Annotated in this window: 26 protein-coding genes; 14 read left to right on the top strand and 12 right to left on the bottom strand. The window is 69.0% G+C overall.

What is annotated here, in order from left to right; all coding sequences use genetic code 11:
- Positions 1-42: 42 nt before the first annotated feature.
- From DEU32_RS16290 to DEU32_RS16255, 8 genes are read right to left on the bottom strand one after another with little or no spacing between them, the layout of a single operon-like run.
- A complete protein-coding gene (locus tag DEU32_RS16290) occupies positions 43-447 on the bottom strand; it encodes a DUF4913 domain-containing protein (RefSeq protein ID WP_114851468.1) in 405 nt (134 codons plus the stop codon).
- A complete protein-coding gene (locus DEU32_RS16285; protein WP_114851467.1) occupies positions 444-2,201 on the bottom strand; it encodes a type IV secretory system conjugative DNA transfer family protein in 1,758 nt (585 codons plus the stop codon). Before DEU32_RS16285 ends, DEU32_RS16290 begins: the two co-directional genes overlap by 4 nt.
- Positions 2,198-3,832, bottom strand: coding sequence for a hypothetical protein (locus DEU32_RS16280; protein ID WP_114851466.1), 1,635 nt, complete (start codon positions 3,830-3,832; stop codon positions 2,198-2,200). The genes DEU32_RS16285 and DEU32_RS16280 overlap by 4 nt, the downstream gene beginning before the upstream one ends.
- Before the next feature lie 41 nt (positions 3,833-3,873).
- Entirely contained in the window at positions 3,874-5,379 is a 1,506-nt protein-coding gene (locus DEU32_RS16275; RefSeq protein ID WP_114851465.1) for an SCO6880 family protein, read from the bottom strand.
- Positions 5,379-6,767, bottom strand: a complete 1,389-nt coding sequence (locus DEU32_RS16270; RefSeq protein WP_147281498.1) for a hypothetical protein — start codon at positions 6,765-6,767, stop codon at positions 5,379-5,381. Before DEU32_RS16270 ends, DEU32_RS16275 begins: the two co-directional genes overlap by 1 nt.
- On the bottom strand, positions 6,760-7,512 hold the full coding sequence (locus DEU32_RS16265) for a hypothetical protein (protein WP_114851463.1): 753 nt from the start codon (positions 7,510-7,512) through the stop codon (positions 6,760-6,762). Before DEU32_RS16265 ends, DEU32_RS16270 begins: the two co-directional genes overlap by 8 nt.
- 21 nt (positions 7,513-7,533) lie before the next feature.
- A complete protein-coding gene (locus DEU32_RS16260; protein ID WP_114851462.1) occupies positions 7,534-7,809 on the bottom strand; it encodes a hypothetical protein in 276 nt (91 codons plus the stop codon).
- On the bottom strand, positions 7,806-8,282 hold the full coding sequence (locus DEU32_RS16255; protein ID WP_114851461.1) for a DUF6668 family protein: 477 nt from the start codon (positions 8,280-8,282) through the stop codon (positions 7,806-7,808). The genes DEU32_RS16260 and DEU32_RS16255 overlap by 4 nt, the downstream gene beginning before the upstream one ends.
- 545 nt (positions 8,283-8,827) lie before the next feature.
- Between DEU32_RS16255 and DEU32_RS16250 the strand changes: the two genes are divergently transcribed.
- From DEU32_RS16250 to DEU32_RS16215, 8 genes are all read left to right on the top strand, one after another.
- A complete protein-coding gene (locus DEU32_RS16250) occupies positions 8,828-9,124 on the top strand; it encodes a hypothetical protein (protein WP_114851460.1) in 297 nt (98 codons plus the stop codon).
- On the top strand, positions 9,121-10,194 hold the full coding sequence (locus DEU32_RS16245) for a D-alanyl-D-alanine carboxypeptidase family protein (RefSeq protein ID WP_114851459.1): 1,074 nt from the start codon (positions 9,121-9,123) through the stop codon (positions 10,192-10,194). The genes DEU32_RS16250 and DEU32_RS16245 overlap by 4 nt, the downstream gene beginning before the upstream one ends.
- Positions 10,191-11,669: a PQQ-like beta-propeller repeat protein gene (locus tag DEU32_RS16240; protein ID WP_114851458.1), complete on the top strand. Its 1,479-nt coding sequence runs from the start codon at positions 10,191-10,193 to the stop codon at positions 11,667-11,669. The genes DEU32_RS16245 and DEU32_RS16240 overlap by 4 nt, the downstream gene beginning before the upstream one ends.
- Positions 11,666-12,538 carry an FHA domain-containing protein gene (locus DEU32_RS16235; RefSeq protein WP_114851457.1) on the top strand — a complete coding sequence of 291 codons (873 nt, stop codon included), beginning with the start codon at positions 11,666-11,668 and terminating at the stop codon, positions 12,536-12,538. The genes DEU32_RS16240 and DEU32_RS16235 overlap by 4 nt, the downstream gene beginning before the upstream one ends.
- Before the next feature lie 118 nt (positions 12,539-12,656).
- Positions 12,657-12,965 carry a helix-turn-helix transcriptional regulator gene (locus DEU32_RS16230; protein WP_181819324.1) on the top strand — a complete coding sequence of 103 codons (309 nt, stop codon included), beginning with the start codon at positions 12,657-12,659 and terminating at the stop codon, positions 12,963-12,965.
- Between the two features lie 69 nt (positions 12,966-13,034).
- Positions 13,035-13,250 carry a hypothetical protein gene (locus DEU32_RS16225; protein ID WP_114851455.1) on the top strand — a complete coding sequence of 72 codons (216 nt, stop codon included), beginning with the start codon at positions 13,035-13,037 and terminating at the stop codon, positions 13,248-13,250.
- Positions 13,251-13,532: 282 nt separating this feature from the next.
- Positions 13,533-15,380 (top strand): hypothetical protein, encoded by a 1,848-nt coding sequence (locus tag DEU32_RS16220; RefSeq protein ID WP_114851454.1) that lies wholly within the window; start codon positions 13,533-13,535, stop codon positions 15,378-15,380.
- Between the two features lie 52 nt (positions 15,381-15,432).
- Positions 15,433-15,627 (top strand): hypothetical protein, encoded by a 195-nt coding sequence (locus DEU32_RS16215; protein ID WP_114851453.1) that lies wholly within the window; start codon positions 15,433-15,435, stop codon positions 15,625-15,627.
- A gap of 2 nt (positions 15,628-15,629) precedes the next feature.
- Here DEU32_RS16215 and DEU32_RS16210 read toward each other — a convergent pair whose 3' ends face one another.
- Positions 15,630-15,998, bottom strand: coding sequence for a winged helix-turn-helix domain-containing protein (locus tag DEU32_RS16210; protein ID WP_114851452.1), 369 nt, complete (start codon positions 15,996-15,998; stop codon positions 15,630-15,632).
- 117 nt (positions 15,999-16,115) lie between these two features.
- Here DEU32_RS16210 and DEU32_RS16205 point away from each other — a divergent pair, with 117 nt between their 5' ends.
- Positions 16,116-16,397, top strand: a complete 282-nt coding sequence (locus DEU32_RS16205; RefSeq protein ID WP_114851451.1) for a hypothetical protein — start codon at positions 16,116-16,118, stop codon at positions 16,395-16,397.
- A gap of 18 nt (positions 16,398-16,415) precedes the next feature.
- Here the strand turns inward: DEU32_RS16205 and DEU32_RS16200 are convergent, their stop codons facing one another.
- The gene (locus DEU32_RS16200; RefSeq protein WP_147281497.1) at positions 16,416-16,724 is read right to left on the bottom strand and encodes a hypothetical protein; all 309 of its coding nucleotides are present in this window, start codon (positions 16,722-16,724) and stop codon (positions 16,416-16,418) included.
- Positions 16,725-17,089: 365 nt separating this feature from the next.
- On the opposite strand from DEU32_RS16200, the gene DEU32_RS16195 reads away from it, so the two are divergent.
- Both DEU32_RS16195 and DEU32_RS16190 read left to right on the top strand, forming a co-directional pair.
- Positions 17,090-17,455, top strand: a complete 366-nt coding sequence (locus DEU32_RS16195) for a hypothetical protein (protein ID WP_114851449.1) — start codon at positions 17,090-17,092, stop codon at positions 17,453-17,455.
- A 35-nt stretch (positions 17,456-17,490) separates the two neighbouring features.
- Complete coding sequence (locus DEU32_RS16190) at positions 17,491-18,426, top strand: DUF3560 domain-containing protein (RefSeq protein ID WP_114851448.1); 936 nt, start codon at positions 17,491-17,493, stop codon at positions 18,424-18,426.
- Positions 18,427-18,513: 87 nt separating this feature from the next.
- Here DEU32_RS16190 and DEU32_RS16185 read toward each other — a convergent pair whose 3' ends face one another.
- Entirely contained in the window at positions 18,514-19,467 is a 954-nt protein-coding gene (locus DEU32_RS16185) for a hypothetical protein (protein ID WP_114851447.1), read from the bottom strand.
- Positions 19,468-19,541: 74 nt separating this feature from the next.
- Positions 19,542-19,943 carry an antitoxin VbhA family protein gene (locus DEU32_RS17325; RefSeq protein ID WP_181819323.1) on the bottom strand — a complete coding sequence of 134 codons (402 nt, stop codon included), beginning with the start codon at positions 19,941-19,943 and terminating at the stop codon, positions 19,542-19,544.
- Between the two features lie 332 nt (positions 19,944-20,275).
- On the opposite strand from DEU32_RS17325, the gene DEU32_RS16175 reads away from it, so the two are divergent.
- From DEU32_RS16175 to DEU32_RS16165, 3 genes are read left to right on the top strand one after another with little or no spacing between them, the layout of a single operon-like run.
- Positions 20,276-20,698, top strand: a complete 423-nt coding sequence (locus DEU32_RS16175) for a hypothetical protein (RefSeq protein WP_114851446.1) — start codon at positions 20,276-20,278, stop codon at positions 20,696-20,698.
- Positions 20,699-20,723: 25 nt separating this feature from the next.
- Positions 20,724-21,131 carry a hypothetical protein gene (locus DEU32_RS16170; RefSeq protein WP_114851445.1) on the top strand — a complete coding sequence of 136 codons (408 nt, stop codon included), beginning with the start codon at positions 20,724-20,726 and terminating at the stop codon, positions 21,129-21,131.
- Between the two features lie 28 nt (positions 21,132-21,159).
- Positions 21,160-21,405: a hypothetical protein gene (locus tag DEU32_RS16165; protein WP_114851444.1), complete on the top strand. Its 246-nt coding sequence runs from the start codon at positions 21,160-21,162 to the stop codon at positions 21,403-21,405.
- The last annotated feature ends 146 nt before the right edge of the window (positions 21,406-21,551 follow it).

The following is a 21,551-nucleotide window of genomic DNA, read 5'->3' as shown; positions in this document are numbered from 1 at the left end:
CCGCCACCGGGCCGGTGACGGGCGTTCTGCGGTGTGCTGGGGTTAGACCATGACCTCGGCAGGTGGGCGTTCAGATCGGAACTGATCGGGCTTCTTGCCGCTGTCGTCGTACTGCTCGACGTACCAGAACACCCCGTCCGGCATCGTGAGCTCACGCATCGTCGGGCCGAGGTAGTCGTTCCAGAACACCTGCATCCCGGTCATGCCCTGGTACCGCATGTACTCGAACGAGCGCCACAGCGCCTCGAGGCGATCCAGCGCCTCGAGGTTCTCGAACCACCGCGGGTCCCACTTCAGATCGGGTTTGCGCCGGTAGCGCGGCAGCAGCCACTCGTCGACGAACTCGTAGACGTTCTGGAACGCCAGCTCGAGCACCGGCGCCGCGGGCTGCGTTGCGCTCTCGCCGTGGTCCTCCGGGTCGCCCCACTCTTCGTACGGGTCGCTCATCGGTTCCCCACCTCCGCCAGCACACGGGCGCCGCGCTCGACGGCGCGGGCCTCGTAGTAGTCCTGAGACTGCTTGACCTTCTCCGCGTACGGACGAGCCGAGAAGTGATCCAGCTTGAGCAGCGCCGCCGGCGTCTGCGTCGCCATCATCACCGCGCGGCCAGCCGGCAGTGCGACGAGATCCGACACGTCGAAGATCCGCTCACGCTGCAGGCTGGTCGTTGTCGACCCGCCCCGCGACTGCGACGATCGGGACCGCTTCACCGCGTCGAAGTCACCGATCGCCTGGCTGATGAACGGCAGGTACTTGTCCTCCGCCAGACCGGACCCGACGACGCGGACGTTCGCGGCCGACCACAGCTTGCCCATGCCCGTCTCCCCGTACGCCTCGACACCCTGCTGCCAGGACTGGAAGAACGTGGACAGGATGATCCCGCGGGAGCCGTAGTGCGAGTACTTGTCCGGCAGCTCACGCCACCGAACGACGTTCGCCGCCTCGTCGAGAACGGCCGTCAGCGGCGTGGGGAGCCGCCCGCCGGCGTTCAGCGAACCGGTGCGCTCCGCGGCCTCGAGGACCGCCATCGCGAGGGCCCCGGTGATCGCGCGAGCGTTGCCGCCGCCCTCCATGGAGATCAGGTAGATGGTGTCCGTCGACGTGACGAACTTCCACGGGTCGAAGTGCGGCCGGTTGCCGCCGGTGTCGGTGATCCACGGGAGCACCTTCCGGTTGCCGAGCAGACCGATCCAGGGACGGATCGTGCCGTACACGCCGTCTCGCTGCTTCTCCGTGAGGGTCTGCGTCTGACCGAGCGCACGGCCCTGTGCGACCTCGCCCGCCTCGAGCAGGATGCGGGCCGGGTCGTCGAGCTTGTCGTCGGGGTTGTTCGCCCATTTGAACACGTCCGTGATGGGCCGGTTCCCCAGCGCCGCGGCAAGGAACAGCCGCGCCAGCGTCTCCCGACCGGCGGACGAGAAGTACGCGTCCTGCTTCGCGTCCGCGGACTCCGCCGAGGACTGGAAAATCCCGGTCAGCTTCTCCGCCGTCTCCATGTCACGCACGAACGAGAGCGGGTTCCACCACCAGTCAGCGTCCTCACCGATGAGGCCCTGCACGTCGTGCACCCACACCACGCCCTCTTCCGAGCGCGGGCCGCGGGTGAGGTCGACGATGTCGCGCTTGTTCGACGTCGCGAGCACCGGACCCTTCGTCTCGAGGATCTGCGGCACGCACACGCACGACGTCTTCCCGGCGCGGGGACCCATGAGCCAGATCTGCACGTACTCCCACGTCGCGTACAACGGCAGGTTGGAGGGCAGGTGCGTCGCGAGCGTCACACCGATGCCCGCCTGGCGGGCTCGGAGCCGTTCGGCGTCCTTCTCCGCCTCTTCCACCGTCAGCTTGCCGAGGTCGCGCTTCTGCGCCATGTACCGGGCCTTGTAGTCGACGCGGGACCGCATCGACTGCTGCTTGCGGGCCGCGACAACCAGGACGAACACCAGGGCGCCGAGGACGAGGAAGATCCCGAGCGTGACGAGGACCTGAGCCGCGGTCGGGGTGACGTCGCCGGCGATGAACGCGGCCGCGACCTGGAACGGTCCGGCGCTCGGCAGGGCCCGCACGTCGGCGTTGACGAACGAGCCGAGCCAGAGGATCGCACCGATGACGACGAGGCCGGCGATCCCGCACAGCGCGATCAGCCACGGCATGTCCCCGCCGACACCGATCGAGGACCGGCGATTCGCCTCCCGGCTCATGCGACGAGCTCCGCTTCTTCCTCGGTGAGCTGCGACGCGGACGTGCGCGCACGGTCCGCGGCGTCCTTCCACGACTGGTTCGTGTTGTTCACGGCTAGCTCGATGTCGGTCAACTGCGACTGGAAGGGCACGCCTGGCTTCTTGCCGATCTTGAGCAGGAACTTCCCCAGCCCGGGAGGGGCAGCCGCCGTCGACGACTCCGGGTTCACACCCGACTCCGCGGACCAGTCGGTGATCATCGACTTCTCTTCCGCCGACATCGCGAACACCTTCTCGAGGTTCCCCATCTCGCTTTCCGCGAGGCCCCCGAGGAACGTCATCGCGGACCGCTCGACGAAGCCCCACGCGATCTTGGTCAGGTGCTCGCTGGCGAGTTCGAGGTCGTTCATCGTGTGCGTGATCATCGCCTGGCCGATGGCCCGCTGACGGTTCAAGCGGGTGAGCGCGTCGATGAAGTAGACCATCACGTCCGCGGCGCGCAGCATGCGCCACAGCTCGTCCATGACGAGGAAGTAGTGCCGCTGCTCGCGCATCCCCGCCTCTGCGAGGTGCTTGTCGGCGGACACCACGGCGGAGCCGTAGTTCCAGCACACCGACTGCACGGCGGCCTGCAGTTGCAGGTCGCCGTCGTCGATCGAGGACATGTCGAAGACCATCGGCCGGCCCATTTCGATGTGCTCGGTCGTCGGCTTGGCGAACATGTCGCCGAAGGACCCGGACCCGCCGAGGGCGACCAGGTCGTCCAGGAGGTTCTGCACGCGGTCGTCGTAGCGGCTCTCTTCGCCACGATCGCGGGCGAGGGCCCGCAGCCGCTCGTGGCGGCTGAGGACCAGGTCGGTGACGTCACCGATCACGGGTGCGCCGACGCGGTCCCGCTCGTCGAGGATACGGATGGCCTCGGTGACGATCGACGCCTCATAGGACTCGAGGCGGGCGCCGCGCACCAGGGCGAGCAGACCGAGGACCGTCGTCAGACGGCGGCCGCGCATTTCGTCGAGTGCTTCGCGGCGCTTGTTCTCATCCGGGATCTTCTCGAGCTCACGCATCAGCGGGCCGAGATCCAGCGGGTTCAGGTGCCCGCGGCCACGACCGACGCGGATCACCTGACCCTCCATCGCGGTGATGAGGTCGACGTAGTCCGGCTTGGTGTCGGACAGGACCATCGGGACGATGCCCCACGCCTCGAGCACGGTCACCATGCGGCGCACGATCGTGGACTTCCCCAGGCCGGGACGTCCGAGGACGAAGCACGACGGGTTCAGCACGAGGTTCGCGAGGAACCAGTAGATCGGGTCCGCGCACACGACGCTGCCGTTGAGCAGATGACGGCCGAGCGGCGCCCCGATGACCGGGGAGCCGCTGCCGGCGATGAACGGCCAGAGGCCGCACACCTGCACCGTGGTGCCCTGGTACTCCGGGTTCGGCTGCACGTAGTTGACGCGGCCGGTGCCCTTCCCGGCCCAGCCACGACGGCCCGGGCGCCGAGCGGCCGTTGCGCGGCCCTCAGCGGCCGTCTGCCGCAGTCGGGACAGCCAGGAGCCCTCCTGGGTGCTGCGCGGCTGCAGGCGGGCTACACGGTCCGCTCGGCGGGCGAGGCTGCGTGCCTCGCGACGGGACAGGCGAAGCTCCACCTGTCCGGTTTCCTGGAACGTGCGACGGCTGCGAGCACCCATCAGATCAGCTCCCTTGCAGAGTCGGGGATCACGGAGTGCTCCGGGAGGACCACACCGAGGGGGAGGCCGGCCTGGAAGTAGACGGCCTGGTTGCCGAGCGCTTCCCGGACCCGGAGACGGGCCTGGTTCGACAGCGACGGGATCGCCTTCTCGAGGCGGGGGAACTCAGATGCGTCAGCGCACGAGACGGTGACGATCATCCCGAACCGCACCAGGCCGGCACCGCGGGCCTCTTCCTCCGCCGCCTTCTTGGCGAAGGCGAGCTTCTGGGCCTGGCGGGCGGTCGTGCGCTGGCGCTGCGACCCGGCGAAGGTGGCGTCGTTGACGGCCGACTCGACGACGGCGGTCGCCTCACCGGCCGGAATCGGCCGGTACATGATCGTGACGCGCTTGCGGAGCACGCCCTGCACGGGCTGCATCAGCGACTTGAGCGCGTTCGAGTAGAACTGCCCGCGCGGGCCCTCGAACATCGTCCACGACTTCGACACCGCCCGGTCGTGCACGTACCGGTCGAGGTGGGCGTCCGAGGCGTACACGGGGCCGGCGTCCTCCCACGTCAGGCCGGTGCCGCCCTCAGCGCGTGCCTGCTCCACCTGAGACGCCACGGTGGGGTCGTAGGCGGTGCGGGTGAAGTCGATGATGTCCTGAGCCGTGCAGGCCCGGATCGACGTGCCAGCGCCGGTGTCGAACAGGGTCGACATGAGCGCGGGGAGGCGGGTGCCGATCTCGTCGGCCATGGCCTCGAGGCCACGGTCCGACCCGTCCTTGTCGAGGGACTTGCCGGAGAAGGTGATCGCGATGCGGGTCGTGATCAGCGGCGAGCCGGCGCGGATCTGTTCCGGGATGGCGGAGACGACGCTGCGCGAGAAGTCCGATGCGCCGTTCGCGATGTTGTTCTGCGTCATGCGGGTGAGACGGAGCCCAGAGTCGGGCGACGTCTCGATGGTCACCGACGCACCGATGATCCCGTCATCGCGGCCGAGGCCGGCCATCCAGGCACCCCAGTGGGCGACCATCGAGTTGACGCGCACCTGGTCGACCAGGGCGTCACCGTCGGGGTGGCACTCGAGGACGACCGTGTAGTGCTTCGGCCCGCGGAGACGGATCAGCCCGAACGGTGCGTCGTACGCGCCGGGGTGCTCGCTAAGTTCGCTCGGCGCGAGCAGACCGGGCAGGCGGATCTTGCCGTCCGGGACTCGGCCGGCGGGGCCGGCGAGGTACACGGCGTTGCCGCTGCGGACCTTCTGACGCTGCGCCATGCGGAGGAAGCGACGCTCGTAGAAGTTCATGCCGTCCTTCGAGGACCGGTGCGCCGCGAGAGCGATCGACACGACCCCGACGAGGACGACGATGAGCGACTGCCAGTACCACTGCCGGACCAGCATCAGCACGATGACGAGGACGAACGGGACGCCGAGCAGGCTCAGGCCCATCGACAGGCCGAGGATGCCCGAACGGCCGGGCTTGATGATGTTGCCGTAGATGTCCGGCTGGGTGGTGCTCATCAGTTCTCCTTGGATGCGTCATCGATGCCGCCGCCGGCCGAGCCGGACGCGGCGGAGAGGCCCTGCAGGACGTCGGCGATGTCGTCGGCCCGACGTCGGTCAGAGCCACCGGACCCGCTCGAGCTGGTGGACCCTGCTCCGGCTGCGCCAGTGTCGGAGCTACCCGACCCGCTCGAGGCGGACCCGGCCGAGCCTGCCCCTTCGGCTCCGGACCCGGTCGACCCGGAACCACTCGCGCCCGACCCAGAACCGGTCGCACCGGATGCGCCGGCACCAGCCGTCGACCCCGACCCGCCACCGCCTGCAGCACCGGCAGTCGCGGCCGAGCCGCCACCGCCCGCTGCAGCAGTCCCGCCACCGGCGATGGCACCGCCGCCACCTCCAGCAGCGGCGGCACCACCGCCACCCATGGCGCCGGCACCGGCTGCGCCAGCCCCGACCGCGGCACCAGCGCCCGCCGTCGCCCCGATCGTGACCACAGCAGCACCGGCCGCGACACCCGCGGCCGCTGCAGCACCCCCGGAGAACGCCATCGAGGAACCGTTCGCCGCCACGGGCACGACGAACTTGATCAGCGCCGGCAGCGCCAGCGCCGCCATCAGCAGCGTCATCAGTCCGAGCGAGGTTCCGAGCAGTGCGTTCCCGGTGTCGTTCATGCCCTCGATCTTCGGCGGGGACTTGAGCTGCAAGATTCCGAGCGCGAAGATCACGGCCGCAATGGGCTTGAAGAGCAGGAACGCGATCAGGTACCCGTTGGCCTTCTTCCACGCCTGGTTGCCCGTCTCGGTCCCCGACGCCGCGGCGAGGGGCGGGAAGAACACCATCAGGATCGTCAGCATGACCGCGCGCACCAGCATGAACAGCAGGTTCGCGATCGAGCCGAGGAAGCCCAGGATCACGAGCAGGAACGCCGGTCCGATGCCGGAAGCCATGATCGTCTCCACGCTCATGGCACTGGTGATGTCCATGGGAGCGCCGGTGGCCTTCTCAATGATCCACGGCGCGAACGCGTCGCCCGCCTTGATCATCGCCGCGATCCCGGTCGCGTAGCAGCCGGTGACGATGATGAGGTTGAACAGCATCTTCACGCCCGGCATGCCACCCTTGAACTCCTGCTGCATCACCATCCGGATGAGTGCGACGAGGATGCCGAGGACTGCGAACGCGTAGGTGTACCAGGCGAGGTTGTTGTTGAGCGTCGCGATCGCGTCGCTCTTCACGTCTGGCGACGGCGCGTAGATCCAGAACGAGTTGACCACCTTGAGCACCTGCACGATGCCCTCCGCGATCGACTTCACGAAGTCCGCGATTTGACCCTGAGCAAAATCCTCAATTCCGTTACCGAGGTTGCACAGCGGGTCGATGAAACCGCATTCCTTATCAGCCATTGGTTACCGTCCATTGCGTAAAGGCCGACGGTGTATCGACCCGCGAGAACTCGAGATCCGACGTCGCAAAATCGGCCTTCCAGTTGTTCGTGGCCGAATCCCAAACCAGCGCCACCTTCATCGATCCGGTGACGTCGGACGCGGAGAGAGCGAGGCTCACCACCGCCGAGTCCTGCTGTGCTGACTGGAACTGGAAGCCGCTGATCTGCCCGACGTTCCCGGCAGTCTGGGTGTGCTGCGCGGGCGACTGCGCGTCGACCCACTGCTTGCGGGCTGCGTTGTTGACACCGGCCGCCTCTGCCACCTTCTTGTAGTCGGGGCCAGCTAGTCCGCGGACGAGGTTCGCAGTGGCGAAGAGAGCGCCAGTGGGCGAGTGCGCGAAGCAGCCCCACTCGGAGCTGTTCGGATTCGTCGTGGGACCGTACCTGTCCGACGTCGGGTACTGGAAGTACACGTCCGTCTTCCAGTCCGCGGCCGGTCCCGACGTCGGGATGCTCTGGGAACCGTCTTCGAGTGAGCAGACGTCGGAAGCCGGCTGGGTGCTGTTCCCTCCGTCATCCGGGGACGACGAAGCGGCGGGAGCGCCGGGATTGCCCCCGGCGTTGTTCCCGCCGCCGCCGTTACCTGCTCCGATGACACCGCTGAGGATCAGGCCCAGCACCACGGCGATCACGACAAGGAAGCCCCCTGCGATGAACCACCAGCGGTTGAAGGGGCTGCGCTCGGTCGTGCTGTCGTTGCTCATGGTGCCTTCCGGATCAGTTGGTTAGACGAACACCTGCATGATGCCGCCGACGCCGCCGACGAGGATGCACGTGACGATGGCGAGGACCAGGCCCTTGAAGCTGTTGATCTCGCGGCCGGTGAACGATGCGAACGCGAGCGTGCCCGCCGAGACGAGGAAGCCGGCGATCCCGAGGAAGATGGCGATCCACGAGATCCAGTTGATGACCGTGACGAAGCCGTCGGTACCCGGGGGCTGCTCCGGGGTCGGGTTCGGCAGGACACCCGCGAGGGTGGTGGTGATCGTCAGAAGGCTCATTGCTGTTCTCCGTTCGTGCTCGCGGCGAGCGATCGAATGTTGTCGATGATGCGACGGACCCGAGCGGGCGCCGTTTCGTATGACGGCCGCGAGAGCCGCCAAGTCTCGTTCCACCGGACGTGCCAGCCGTTCGGCACCATCTGCGCGACCCGCTTCACGGCCCGCTCCTGGTCCTTGACGAGCTTCGGCCCGTCGTCGACCATCACGATGCCGAGCAGCTGCGCCGAGTCCGGTAGGGCTCCGGCCGCCCACAGACGTGCGAGCCGTGTCGCCGCCGCGACACCCTCGTAGTGCGTCCGAGCGACGGCGAGGACGGGGAGGGTCGGCAGCGGCCTGGTCCACCCGGTGTAGAGCGGCCACTGCCGCTCCGTGTCGAGCGCGGTCTTGCCGATCAGGTGCGTAAACAGGGATGCGCCGGCGCCGCCGTGCAGCCCCATCACGCACACCGACGCGTCGCGCGTCGTCTCGGTCACCGGCCACGGGACGTCTTGTGAGACGTCGACAAACGGCGCTGCAGCCGGCGAGCTCGGACCGTTCAGTGCCAGGGCGTCGCCCCACAGTGGATCGGCCTCGATCGTCTCGACTTGCTGAGCCGTCGGTGCGTCCTGCGGAATCCACGGGTGCGCGCTGGCGGGCGTCTCGCTCTGCGATCTACGTGCCACGCTTCTAGCCTCCCCAGGTACATCGGTTGTTGATGTGCCCTAACCATACTCCGATGTTGCCAGGCTAACAAGTGATGTCGTACGATCACTTACGACTGATTCACGCGGTGCGCGAATCCAGACGCACCAGAGGGGACACAAGGGGCATGAGAACAGCACGCGCGACACGCACGGCAGCCGCGATCGCGGCGCTCGTCGTGGCTTCCACCCTCAGCGCGTGCACGTCTTCCCCTTCCCCCGAGGCCCCTAGCCCGTCGTCTATCACACCACGCCCTTCCGACAGTCCCAAACCCCAAGTTCCGGACACTGCCCCGCCAGCGGCTCAGCAGGACGCTGTCGACGTCGCCGAGAAGGCCATGACCGCGTTCGTCCAGCGCGACCAGCCGTACGACGCATGGTGGAAGAACCTCAGTCCGTACCTGACCCCGGACGGCGTCTACGCGTTCGAGTACACCGACCCGCAGAACGTGCCCGCCTCGAAGGTCACCGGCCCTGGGCAGGTGTCGGCCGCGCCGAGCGCGACGTCGATCACCGTCCTCGTCCCGACTGACATCGGGCAGTACCAAGTGGTCCTTGACCGACGCGCTGAGGACGGGACCGAGCCGGGACCCTGGCTCGTGGACAACCTCACCCCGCCTGAGGGCAGCCGATGAAGGGCGGCGGCCTCGTCGCCGCCATCGCCGGAGCCATCCTGCTCGTCCCGTTGATGGTCGTCGTCCTCATCGCCGGCGGCGGCAACTGCGCCGCAGGCGCCACCACTGGGAGCGACGTCGACAGCTCGAGCATCAGTGGCAGCATCGCCGGCTACAGCGGCAAGCAGCTCGACAACGCCGCCGCGATCATGAACGCCGCCACCGCCCTCGAGCTCGACAGCAAGGCCCAGGTCATCGGCGTCATGACCGCTATGGGTGAGTCGAGCCTGCAGGTGCTCGACAAGGGCGACGCCGTCGGGCCCGACAGCCGCGGCCTGTTCCAGCAGCGCGGCAACGGCGCGTGGGGCTCCTACGAAGACCGCATGAACCCCACCATCAGCGCCACGAACTTCTTCAAGGCACTGATCAAGGTTCAGGGCTGGCAAGACCTCACCCCGACGATCGCGGCGCACCGCGTGCAGGGCAACGCCGACCCGAACCACTACGCGAAGTTCTACGACCCCGCCGTCAAGGTCGTCAGCGAGCTGTCCGGTAAGGACCTCAGCACCATCGGCGGCGACACGTCCTCGAGCACCTGCAACGTCGGCCCGACCGGCAACTACGAGGCCAACGGCACCGCGCCCGGGAAGTGGGGCGGCTACGACAACGGCAAGATCCCGGAGAGCGAACTCGCCCCGGTGCCGTGGACCGCCGGCCAGGCTTACGGCGGCACGATGTACCTCCGCCCGGACGCCGTTCAGTCGCTCATCGCGATGAACAACGCGTTCAAGGAGGACATTGGCCACGACCTGCCCCTCAACGACGCGTACCGCGACTACGCCGGGCAGGTCGCCGCGAAGGAGCAGTACGGCGGCGAGGCCGCCACCCCCGGCAAGAGCAACCACGGCTGGGCGCTCGCCATCGACATCGGCACCACCGGGCACGCCCGCATCGCCTACAACGACACGACCTACAACTGGCTCAAGGCCAACGCCGGCAAGTACGGCTGGGTGCACCCCGCATGGGCGGAACCCGGCGGTGTGGGACCCCACGAGGCATGGCACTGGGAGTACTACGGAGTGAGCAAATGACCGACGCGTTCGACCCGACGACCGTCCCCCCGTTCCCCGTCGTGACGCTCGACCTCCGCGACGACGACACCGTGGCCGTCGACGGTCAGCCCATCGACATCGGCCCCGACGAGTCCCCCCGGGACGCAGGGATCGCGGCCGTCGCCGCACGCGCACGCGCGCAGCGCCTGCAGGCGGTCCGCGTCCGTGCCACCAGCCCCGACGGAACACACCTCATGGTCGTCACCGACGAGGGCCGCCCCTACGCACTCGACGACCCCAGCGAGGCCACTGAGGCCACCCGACGCCGCACCCAGAAGCGCACCGGCACCCTGATCCTTGCCGGCGCATGCGTCGTGGTCGTCGCCCTCGGCGGCGGGCTCGCCGCCTACGCGATCGGCAGCAACCGCCCGGCACCCGTGGCCACCGCAGCACCCACGCCCCCGAACCAGGGCTCGCAGCTCCCCGTCGTCGCTCCGCCCGGGTACTCCCAGACCGCCGCGTGGGCGGTGAAGGTCACCAAGCAGACCGCCCCGGTGCTCATCGATGGCGACCGCATCGCAGCCGTCGACGACTCCGGGAACCTCCGCATCATCAACACCCAGACCGGGCAGACCACCTGGCGCGGAGCCGGGGCACCCTCCGGCCGCGCCGGCGTGACGTACACGCACGTCGAGAACCGGCCCGTGCTCGCCTCCGCCAGCTCGCAGTCGATCACCCTCTGGCCGATCGACACCAAGGACGGCAAGCGCACCGCCGGGACCAGCGTCCCGATCGGTGCCCGCGCCACCGTCTCCTACCTCGGCTCGGCGCCCCTGATCGACCTCGGCGACCAGACCGTCGCCCTGCTCACCAGCGACGGCGTCGTCCGGAAGGACGTCCCAGTCACCGCGTCGCCGATCCTCGCGACGCAGGACAGCGTCGTCGCCGCGAACGGCGACCGCATCTACACCGTGCCCGCCTCCGGCAAGACCACCGACGTCGCCATGACGAAGCCCAAGGGCGCGAAGGGCTCCCCCGAGCTGATCAGTGCGGCAGACGACTCGACGCTCATCGTGCTGTGGCCCAGCGATGACGAGAAGACCGACATCGCCGCACTCGTGAACGTCGCCGACGGCTCCACGCTCGCCACCGCACGCGTCGACACCCGCTCCGCCGACGAGCGCGACGTGCCCGTGCAGTCCGTCACGTCGAAGACCCTCGCCCTCGGCTCCCTGTTCGTCGACTACGGCAAGCAGCCGGCCATCGTCCAGGTCGAGGACTTCTCCCCGACCGTCGTCGACGAGGACACCGTCTACGGCCTGTTCGAGAACATGCCCGCCGCCGCCACCCGCGACGGCAACAGCTTCAAGACCACCTCGTACACCCCCGCCGACGGGTTCAACGACCGCACGCTCCCCGCCGCCGTCACCGGCGGCACTGCGTTCATCGTCGCGGAGAAGGTCGAGAACACCTACCTGTACGCACTCCCCCGCGCCACGGAGGCCAGCCGATGATCCACGTCACCATCAACCCCGATGGCACCGGCACGGTCGGCCTCCCCGGCCGCGCCGTGCCCGTCGAAGCAGCCTCGCTGCGTGCCGCTCGCGAACGCGCCATCCGCGTCCTCACCGAGCACGCCGCCTCGAGCAGCATGAGCCTCGACGTCATCGCGCTCGACGCCGGCGAGACGGTCATGCTCACCGTCTACGTCGACGGCCGCGTGACCGTCAACAACTCCGTCGACAACGGCATGTACCGCAACAGCACCGGCGACCTCATGCCCCTCACGCCCGAGGTCGCCGCCCGGTTCAAGGACACCGACACCGAGAGCAGCACGGTCGCCGCGGGCCCGCCCACGGCGGTGCCGGCGGACACCACGACCGCCGTGCCACAACCCACCGCCCCCGCGTCCGGAGAGGCACCGCCCACGCTTGACCTCGCCCCGCACGGTGATGACTCGGAACCCGAGTCCGTCGCCGAGGTCACCCACGAGCTCGAAGCGACCATCGTCCGCACGAGCACCCCGGCAGACCGGCCGAAGGCCGAACTCAGCTTCACCACCGGGCAGGTCGCGAAGGTGACCGGAACGGCCCTCATCGGCCGCCACCCGCGCATCGGCGAGAACGAGAAGGTCGACCAGGTCGTCATCATCGACGACGAAAGCCGGTCGCTCTCCCGCACCCACTGCCTCGTGTCCTGGCAGGACGACGTGTTCTGGATCCTCGACCGGAACTCCGGCAACGGAACCAGCGTCGAGCGTGACGGCGAGACGGTGTCGCTCAGCCCCAGCACCGCGCACATCCTCAAAGATGGAGACAAGGTGCTGATCGGCGACCACTCGTTCACCGTCGCGCTCACGGGGGCGGTGACCGCACGTGTCTGACTTCCCCGCCGAGCGCATCGACTCACTACCCTCGATCGCATCCCCGACGGATGACACCCGACACCCGAGAACCACCCGCTCTCGCGTGATCCGCCGGCACTCCAAGAAGGCTCTCTCCTTGACTGACCCCAGCAACCTGACGCCCTCGCTCGACGCTCTCGCGTCGCTCGCGAAGCTCCCGGCCGCGAAGATCGTCCGCTACCTCGTCGAGCACCCCAACAGCTACTACGGGCAGATCCAGGAAGCCACCGAGATCCCCACCGCCTCCGTGACGCGGTACCTGCAGGACCTCGAGGCGAACGGCATCATCACCGGCGACCTGCCCGTTGATGCGCGCCGCGGCCGCAGCGTGCGGTACAGCGTCCAGGCCGACTACATCACCGCCACGCTCGAGCGCATTCGCGCCGAGCTGCTCGACGGCGAGTAGAACGTGCTGTCTGGCGACACGCCGCGGCAGGTCCGCATAACTGTTACACCCGCGCGGCAGGATCGCCGCATGGGTAGGAAGAGCAAGGGATCACGCGCGCTGCTCGGCACGCGGCCCAGCGACGTGCTCGCAGAGGCCGCCTGGCAGCGCAAGGAAGAGCTGGGCTACGCCTCGATGAGCGACTACCTCGCAGCGCTCATCGCCGCCGATCTCCGGATGCCTGACCAGGCACCGAGACCCATCGACCACTCCACAGACGCGGAGTTGCCTATCGTCGCCGCGTAAACGACAGAACCCCCGCCGAAGCGGGGGTCCAGGGCTAGAAGCCCCAAGTCAGTTTCACCACCTGTGCAAGTCGCCAAACAGTCCAGGTCGTGAGAGTCCCGATGAAGAAGCCCGGTTGGAGCCGGGAGCCTTCGTCGTACCACCGAGGTTGCCCCAGGAGGTGCCGCCATCATAACCCAGGACTCCGACAGCGCTACCGGTCTGTCTGAATCGCGTGTCGCCGACGTCGACGAGGCATGGGCGCTGACCCGCGATATCGCCAAGCGCCGCTACGTGAACCGCATGATCGCGGAAGCAGACGGCACGATCCGGTCGAACAGCTACCCGCTCAAGTACCCGACGGCCGGCCACCAGCCGCCGTCGACGCCATGGACGATCGACCTCACCGACGAGGCCGGTCGGTTCTGGTTCGCCGCGTTCGACCTCGACGCGAAGACCCCCGAGCAGCAAGCCGCCGCGGACGCCGAGCTCGGCGTCCTGATCCGCGTCCTCCGCGACGTCGGAGTCCCGCACGTGGCCTGCAAGTCCAGCCCCGGAGAGCGCGGCGGCTACCACGTGTGGTTGCCCCTCGCCGGCGTCGAGAAGAGCGCCATGTCGCAGCTCGCCCACGCAGCGAAGGCCGTCCTCCGCGGCTCCCTCGACCACGGACTGCTCTGCAACGACACCACCGGCGCCGTCCGACCCCCGCTCTCCCCCCACGCCCGCGGCGGCGCGTCCACCCTCATGGGTGGCGCCGACGACGTCGACGTGCTCCGCACCCCCTCCGTGACCACGGAGGACGTGCTGCGCATCACCGCCGCGCTCCGCGCGCTCCGCCCCGCGATCGACCCCGCCGACGAGCAACCCACCGGCCGGGTCGACGCCCTCCACCGCGTGCACCGCCCGCTGCCCGCTTGGGGCGCCGCCCACATGGCGACGATCGCCGGCGGCGGCGACCCGTCCCGCACCGGCTACCTCTGCCTACTCGCTGCCGCCGTCTCCGGCTGGACCCTCGCCGACGTCGAGCACGCAGCGAAGACCGCCCCCGGCATGGAGCACTACCGCACCCGCAACCGCCCCACCGGCGGCCGCGAAGCACGCAAGACCGCCGAGGCCCACTCCCGCCTCGAGCGGCAGTGGGCCAAGGCCCAGCACCGCGCCGTCCTCTACCGCTACGCGCCCGAGGAACGCGCCCACCGCGACCTCACCGAGCTCCGCGGCATCGTCGCCGGCGTCGAGGCCCTGCTGCAGGCGTTCACCACCTCCCCCGGCCGCTGGACCCGCACCGAGGCGGACATCCACGACAGCACCGTCCTCACCTACCTCGCCTGGCTCTCCCTCCGCTCCGGCTCCCGCGACATCGCCGCCGCGCTCCGCTCCGTGGCGATCGCCACCGGCATCCCCTCGAGCACCGTCGACCGGTCCCTCCGCCGTCTCCACACCGCCGGATGGATCACCCGCCGACGCGAAGCCGACGGCCCCCACGCCGCCGTCTGGCGGCTCTCAGACCGGTTCTCCACAGTCACCGAACACGTCGGGCCACTTCACGACGTGACCGCCCGCCCCCCGGCCGAGATCTTCGACGTCCGAGTCGCCCTGCTCGACGCCCTCGAAGACCGACTCGAAGCCGGCCGCCACGACGTGTTCACCCGCGCAGGACTCGGACCCACCGCCCGCCGCGCGTACGAAGCACTCACCACCAGCGACGACACCGACCAGCACGTCAGCGACCGGGCTGGCCTCCCCACCGGACGCACCCGCGCCGCCCTCGCACGACTCCGCCGGCACGGTCTCGCCGTCCTCACCCACACCGGATGGCGCAGGCGCCGCCACGACCTCCGCCGCCACGTCGCCCGCCTGCTCGGCGTCGACGGGACCCTCGACCGCCGCACGCAGCAGTACACGCACGAACGCGAACAGTGGGCCTGGTGGCACGCCGACACCGCCCACCGCGCCGGCAGGACTTCCAAGCCCCGACGAGCCGCGACACCACAGCCCGTCATGTTCCGCATGGAAGACGACCGCGGCACCGCCGACTCCTGGCCCGCGTACCCGCGAACCAGCGACGGCCGCGGCGACCACCAGGAAGCCATGCGTTACGTCCGTCAGGGCGCCCTCCAAGCCCTCCGAGACGTCGAGCTCGCGGCATAGCCTCGAGCCGCCACGAAGGCCGCCCCCAGACGCCGGATCTACGCTCACCGACATGCACCACGACCCCGTCGACGAAGCAGCCCTCCAATGGCTCACCGTCGACGAGCTCGCCGCCCGTCGACGCGACCTCGTCCGCCAGTTCGATCGACTCATCCGGCATCCGGACTCCGACGCCGCCGACCAGCTCCGCGTCCTCGAGGAAGCCGCAACCATCGACCGCGTCCAACGCGACCGACGCCGCGACTGAGGTCAGCTCGAGCGCACTGCGCGCTCCGCGCCCAGCCGCCACATCGCTCGCACGTTGTTGAAGTCCGCGACGCGGACCCCGACCACGTCGCGGCCACGCGCGTCGCCGAGACTGAATCGGATCGCTTCGAGAGAGCCGTCCTCGTTCCGGAACCGCCGGACGACGCGATCGACCTCCGACTTCGACATGCCGAGCTGCGTCGCGATCGCGCGCACCGACAACGACGGGTCCTGCTCGAGCAGCGACCACACCGCCTGCGACATCACCACCCGAGCCGTCGACCAGGCGACCTCCGCCTCCTGCACCGCGGCCGCGACCGCATGTCGCAGCGTCTCAGGGTCCTCGCCGCGCGCATGCGCGGCCGAGAACACCGAGTCATCATCCGCCGGCGTCCGGCGTTCGCCGTCCTGATGTCCCATGCTGGGACACTATCGGACTGTCCCAGGTTGGGACAGTCCGACGTCGGCCGGACCCGGCATGATGCCGTCGTGACCGACTACACCTGGGCGCCGCCGACCCACCCCGAGCCGGCCGAAGACCAGCCGCTCGGCATCGGGCCTGTCGACGGTGCCGAACCCGTCGACCACTCCCCCGTCTGGGTCGACGTCGAGTTCACCCGCACCGGGCAGCAGCACCTCCCCGGATTCGTCATGGCAGCGACCACCGAGCGGGTCTACGTCCAACTCGTGCACATGGGCTTCGCGCACAAGCTCTGGCTCCCGCGAACCCACGTCACGCACCGCACCCTCAAGCCCCGCGGCCGCCACTGATCCCGTCTCGAGGCGAGGTCAGGGCCGACGCGGCTGCAGGTTCGTCACCGCACCCGCCCACACCCACACCCGGTACGTCGTCCCGTCGCGCCTGGTGAGCTCCACCAGGCGCGCCCGATCCGTGTAGGCCACGACGACCGCACGCTCCTGCACCGTCGCGTCGAGACGGAACCGGAGCCACACGTCCACCGGAGCACCGGCCGGCAGCTCCGTCACCGGCCCAGGACCTCGCTCGTCCTCCGTCAGCGACACCGGCGCCGGCCTGGTCAGGAACTCGTTCAGCGCGGCCGCCGACACATCCGTCCCGTAGCGCCGGTTCTTACCCATGTCCCGCAGTCTCCCACGGATTCGAACACATGTTCGAATGCTGCGCGCCGTGGACGCACCGGCTCGAGCACCCCAGGTCGACCGCGACCGGTCGACACACGGAGCGCAGAGCGCCCGTACCCATTCGAGCGTCGTTGGTGCATTCCTGCATCCGATCCTGCCAACGCTCCACCCTCCACGCCACGCGGGCGCTGACGCGCCGCCCGTCGACAAACAATCACGGACGCGGTCGCACGCTCCCTCACATCGCCCGAGATTCTTCGCCGCCGACCGGTCCCCCGCTTAGGCCCTCCAGGCTCCACGCCGGCCGTTCACTCCATGCAGGGATGCACCAAAAAAACGGTCAGCAGTGAAGGAGAGAGCACATGACCACCAACCAGCGCACCGGAACGATCACCACGCTTCTGTTCAGCGAGAGCCACAGCCCCGCCGACGGCATCAGCCGCGACGTCGACACCGTCACGGTCGCCCACGAGCACGGACCCCACCAGGCCGAAGACGGCACCCCCGCCGTCCGCCTCGTCACCCGACCCAACACCATCCCCGGCGTCACGCTCCGCCACTTCGAACCCGTCACCCCGTGCCCCGCCGACCGCGTCGGCTACATGGCATCCGGAGCCTGGGTCGTCGTCGGCGTCGAACTCGCCCGAGCACTCGGCATCGACCCCGCCGCGTACGCACTCCACGACCGATCCGAGACGGTCGCCCAGTACGCCGCCCTGAGCAACTAACCGCAGACCTAATAGAAGTATTAGAGGTAACAGAAGTGTTGACAATCACCCACACCCACGAAGCCGGAACCCTCATCGACGGCACCAGCAAGGGCGACGGCACCGCCGACGTCCTCAAGCGCGTCGGATGGCGCTGGGGCCGCAGCATCGGCACCTGGTACGTCCCGAACAGCCGCGACCACCTCCCCAACGGGTTCAAGATCAACCGCACCGTGCAAGCCCTCACCGCCGCTGGATTCGAGGTCACCACCGAACTCAGCATGGAGCACCGCACCACCGCCGAGGTCGAGGCCGGGAAGATCGCCCGCCAGGCCGACCGCGTCGACGCGCTCAACGCCAAGGCCGACCGGAAGGACGCCGCCGACACCGCAGCGTGGGAGCGCGTCGAAACCGCCATGTCCCGCCTGCCCGAGGGCGGCGAACCGATCAAGGTCGGACACCACTCCGAAGGCCGCCACCGGAACGCGATCGCCAAGGCCGACACCGCCATGCGCCGATCGATCGAGGCCACCGCCGACGCCGAGCGCGCCCGCGGCCGCGCCGACGCCGCCGCCATGACCACCGACAGCCGCTACCGCCCCGTCACCGTCGCTAACCGCATCGAGACGCTCAGCGCCGAGATCCGGAAGCTGGAACGCCGCATCGTCGAACCCCGCTTCGACGCCGAGCGCGGCTACGTCCCCGCGACGCCCGAGCAGATCGAAGCAGCCCGCGCCCGCCTCAGCCCGTACATCGACGAGAAGCGCGACCAGGTCGCCTACTGGGAAGGCGTGCGCGCCGCGCAGGTCGAGTCCGGGACCGCCACCGGCTACAGCCGCGAGACGGTCAAGAAGGGCGACCGGGTGAGGGTGCGCGGGCACTGGTGGAGCGTCGTCCGCGTCAACGCCAAGAGCGTCAGCGTGCAGACCGAATACACCTGGACCAACACCGTCCCCTACCCGGAGATCCAGGACGTCCGCCGACCCGAGTAGCAGCAGGAGGCCCGGTCCGAACCCGGACCGGGCCTCCGACGCCACCGGCGCCGGCGAGGGGGCGTGCCCCCTCGCGCTCCCCCACGATCAGTGGAACAGTGCCAGCACTCCCGCCACTGCACCCACCAGACCGGCCCCAAGCGCAGCCCAGTTCTTCCACGCGTCTGCACGTCGACGGCGTTCGCTGATTCGAAGGAGCGCCCGATCCTGGGCGTTCTTCCGCTTCTGCTCGGCCAGCGCCTCAGCGTCCCGCTGCTGGTCCCGTAGGTGGTCCTCGCGCTCCGCACGCAGGATCTCAACAAGCTCGCCCATGCGCGCGTTCGTCTCGTGCACCGGGTTGGGCGGCAGGTCCAACCAGGCGTGGTCCGTCGGCTGCCATTCCACCATCGACGACGATGCCGGAAGCGCGCCCGCGAACTCGCTCGAGAAGCGCTCGTCGACGTCATCCCGCACTCCGGCGAACTGTGAGCTGATCGCAGCGAGCCCGCTCGTCGCCTGCACGCCGTCGAAGATGCCGAGGTTGTCGACCAGGTGCGACGGCAGTCCCAAGCCGGCAAGCTTCGCGGACGACGGCGGGACCATGCTCGCCCAATCCACACCCATCAGGCTCGACGGCAGGTCCATGCCCGCAAGCTTCACGGACACCGGCGGCGCCACGCTCGCCCAGTCGATACCTGTGGCGATCGGTGGCACGAAGCCCTTCGCGACCTTGTCGAACGGCCCCGTCGCCGCAAGGGCAGCGATCGTCGGGGACTTGACCATGTCCCCGATGAACTTCGTCATCGAATCGTTCTGCGCCAAGAACTTCGTCAGTGCAGGTCCCATCGCGTTCTGCGTGACCTGCTGCATCAGCCGGTCAGGGGCGTCCAGCGCCTCAGCGATCTGATCCATGCGCTCGTTCACCTCTGCGCGCGTGTACCGGCGCCGCTTCGCAGGGTCCGCGTTCTTGGGCTCGATGTGGAAGACCTTACGGTCCGCGGTGTCGGACTCGACCGTCACCGTGTCGTCGGGCTGGTCCTCGTCACTGGCTGCACCGCTCATCTCCCCATCGTCGCAGCGGCCACCGACACCGGCTTCTGCGTCCAGGCGCGCTATCGGATCGCCGCACTCCGCCGTCAGTCCGACGTCGACGGGTGCAAGCGCCGCACCTCCGCGTGCATCTGCTCACGCGTGATGTCGCCGGCAACCCACCGGTCCTGCAGCTCGTGCACCGCATCAGACGCGCGACCACCCTCGAGCGCAGTCGACGTGCGCGCCTCGTCGACGATCTGTTGTCGCCGATCCCGCTCCACAGCATCCAGCCGGGACGGCCGCTGCGAGGGGAGCACGGGGAACCCGTACTTCGCCTCGAGCTGCGCCGCTGCCTCGTCGTACGTCAGTGACCCATCGAGGATGCCGCGGGCCCGCGCCAGCGCCTCAGCGTCGGGGAAGTGCCCCGCGAGCTGCTGACCCTTCTCGATCATCGCCATGGCCTGCTCGAGCTCGTCGCCGCTCAGCACCCGTCGATCCTCAGTCATCGCACCCTCCCGAAGACGAAGCGAGCGTAGCTCGCGCCACCGACGACGGAGGTCGGTGGAAGGAGCCGGCACAGCCGGCCGCCTCAAGACCGGTCTCTGACCTGTCCGGCCTCGCGATCATGCCAACGCTCCACCCTCCGCGCAACGCGGGCGCCTGACGGCGCCGCCCGTCGACGAACAATCTCGGACGCGGTCGCAAGCTCCCTCACATCGCCCAAGATTCTTCGCCGCCGACCGGTCCCCCGCTTATGCACTCCGAGCTCCGCGCCGGCCTTTCTCTTCATGGCCGGAAGGTCAAAAACAACGTTGGCCACCCGTGAATGAGAGAGCACATGACCGACACCATCGAACCTCAGCCCGTCGCACCGAAGGACGCCCAGTGGGACGTCCTGATCCCCGTCCGCGACCTCATCGACAAGCATCCCGACCTCGCACTCACCATCCGCGAAACCGTCACCCAGTACGTCCGCGACGCCGAGTACCCGGCCCTCATACCCGTGCAGATCACCGACGACGGCGAAACCTACGCCGGGGTCCGCTGCCCCTGGTGCGGCATCGACGTCGAGAACAGCGAACACCTCGACGTACTCGACGAGAACGACCGCAGCACCACCATCAGCGCCGACGAGTTCGACCACGACCACCGCACCGTCAGCCCCGACTACGACGACCGCGGCCAGTTCGACGGCCTCTGCTACGTCTGCACCGGCTGCGACCGACCCGTCAGCCTCCCGACCGCTTGGACCGAGCGCTAACAGAACTATTAGAGGGGTTAGAACCATGATCATCACCTACGAACGTCCCGACAACCTCGACGCACAGACCGACCCGAATGCCCCGGACGCGGACCTCGACCAAACCGGCGCAGCATGCGGGATCACGACGTGGGACGTCGGCGGCATGGAGTGGCACTGCACCCGCCGCCCAGGCCACACCGACGACGAGCACCGCGCCGCCTTCGACCGGCACGGTGCGGGTCCCATCGGACGCGTCGGATTCGCCTGGCAGGACGCGTGGAACGGCGCAGGTGGTCCCACCGTCGACGACCCCGCCGTGACGCTGACGATCACCGTCACAGCACCCCGCCACCTGCTGGACCGCGTCAGTGCCGAACAGCACGCCGCCGCCATCCGCGAACTGTTCTGGGAGGACGAGCACGACCACATCACCATCACAGCCAACCGGTAATAGTTCTGTTAGAGGCATAGGAGCGACCATGACCCACCCAAACCCCGTCCCGACCCTGGTCGACGCAGCGGAACGACTCGCAGACCTGTTCCGCAGCACCGACACCGCGTACGAGGTCGGCCCGACACTGCAGTGCACCGAGGCCGACGCCGTCGCCGACCTGCTCCGCGCCGCCGGGCACACCAACAGCGCCGACGTCTGGCTCCACGCCCACGCAGCCACGGACGACGAAGGCGACGAGCACGACCCCGCGACCGGACGCCGCAAGGCGTAGCGCCGCCGCGGCCGCCGCAGCCAGCGGCGGCCGCGAGGGGGCGTGCCCCCTCGCGCTCCCCCACGACACACCGCGAACGAGGATCGAAGGGTTGACGAGATTCGATCCTGGAGCAGTTTCTCTTGACCGGACAAGATCATCTACAT

It is taken from the genome of Curtobacterium sp. AG1037 (assembly GCF_003349855.1).
Classification (GTDB): Bacteria; Actinomycetota; Actinomycetes; order Actinomycetales; family Microbacteriaceae; genus Curtobacterium; species Curtobacterium citreum.
The sequence above is the reverse complement of the archived record's forward strand: the minus strand, read 5'-3'. Positions and strand labels throughout refer to the sequence as shown.

What these genes read in the sequence shown, in the direction of transcription:
- DEU32_RS16275 (WP_114851465.1), bottom strand. Translation starts at nt 5,379, where the DNA reads ATGAGCACCACCCAGCCGGACATCTACGGCAACATCATCAAGCCCGGC.
- DEU32_RS16215 (WP_114851453.1), top strand. Translation starts at nt 15,433, where the DNA reads ATGCACCACGACCCCGTCGACGAAGCAGCCCTCCAATGGCTCACCGTC.
- DEU32_RS16195 (WP_114851449.1), top strand. Translation starts at nt 17,090, where the DNA reads ATGACCACCAACCAGCGCACCGGAACGATCACCACGCTTCTGTTCAGC.
- DEU32_RS16285 (WP_114851467.1), bottom strand. Translation starts at nt 2,201, where the DNA reads ATGAGCCGGGAGGCGAATCGCCGGTCCTCGATCGGTGTCGGCGGGGAC.
- DEU32_RS16260 (WP_114851462.1), bottom strand. Translation starts at nt 7,809, where the DNA reads ATGAGCCTTCTGACGATCACCACCACCCTCGCGGGTGTCCTGCCGAAC.
- DEU32_RS16245 (WP_114851459.1), top strand. Translation starts at nt 9,121, where the DNA reads ATGAAGGGCGGCGGCCTCGTCGCCGCCATCGCCGGAGCCATCCTGCTC.
- DEU32_RS16235 (WP_114851457.1), top strand. Translation starts at nt 11,666, where the DNA reads ATGATCCACGTCACCATCAACCCCGATGGCACCGGCACGGTCGGCCTC.
- DEU32_RS16270 (WP_147281498.1), bottom strand. Translation starts at nt 6,767, where the DNA reads ATGGCTGATAAGGAATGCGGTTTCATCGACCCGCTGTGCAACCTCGGT.
- DEU32_RS16225 (WP_114851455.1), top strand. Translation starts at nt 13,035, where the DNA reads ATGGGTAGGAAGAGCAAGGGATCACGCGCGCTGCTCGGCACGCGGCCC.
- DEU32_RS16170 (WP_114851445.1), top strand. Translation starts at nt 20,724, where the DNA reads ATGATCATCACCTACGAACGTCCCGACAACCTCGACGCACAGACCGAC.
- DEU32_RS16250 (WP_114851460.1), top strand. Translation starts at nt 8,828, where the DNA reads ATGACCGCGTTCGTCCAGCGCGACCAGCCGTACGACGCATGGTGGAAG.
- DEU32_RS16165 (WP_114851444.1), top strand. Translation starts at nt 21,160, where the DNA reads ATGACCCACCCAAACCCCGTCCCGACCCTGGTCGACGCAGCGGAACGA.
- DEU32_RS16220 (WP_114851454.1), top strand. Translation starts at nt 13,533, where the DNA reads ATGATCGCGGAAGCAGACGGCACGATCCGGTCGAACAGCTACCCGCTC.
- DEU32_RS17325 (WP_181819323.1), bottom strand. Translation starts at nt 19,943, where the DNA reads ATGACTGAGGATCGACGGGTGCTGAGCGGCGACGAGCTCGAGCAGGCC.
- DEU32_RS16290 (WP_114851468.1), bottom strand. Translation starts at nt 447, where the DNA reads ATGAGCGACCCGTACGAAGAGTGGGGCGACCCGGAGGACCACGGCGAG.
- DEU32_RS16185 (WP_114851447.1), bottom strand. Translation starts at nt 19,467, where the DNA reads ATGAGCGGTGCAGCCAGTGACGAGGACCAGCCCGACGACACGGTGACG.
- DEU32_RS16265 (WP_114851463.1), bottom strand. Translation starts at nt 7,512, where the DNA reads ATGAGCAACGACAGCACGACCGAGCGCAGCCCCTTCAACCGCTGGTGG.
- DEU32_RS16240 (WP_114851458.1), top strand. Translation starts at nt 10,191, where the DNA reads ATGACCGACGCGTTCGACCCGACGACCGTCCCCCCGTTCCCCGTCGTG.
- DEU32_RS16175 (WP_114851446.1), top strand. Translation starts at nt 20,276, where the DNA reads ATGACCGACACCATCGAACCTCAGCCCGTCGCACCGAAGGACGCCCAG.
- DEU32_RS16200 (WP_147281497.1), bottom strand. Translation starts at nt 16,724, where the DNA reads ATGGGTAAGAACCGGCGCTACGGGACGGATGTGTCGGCGGCCGCGCTG.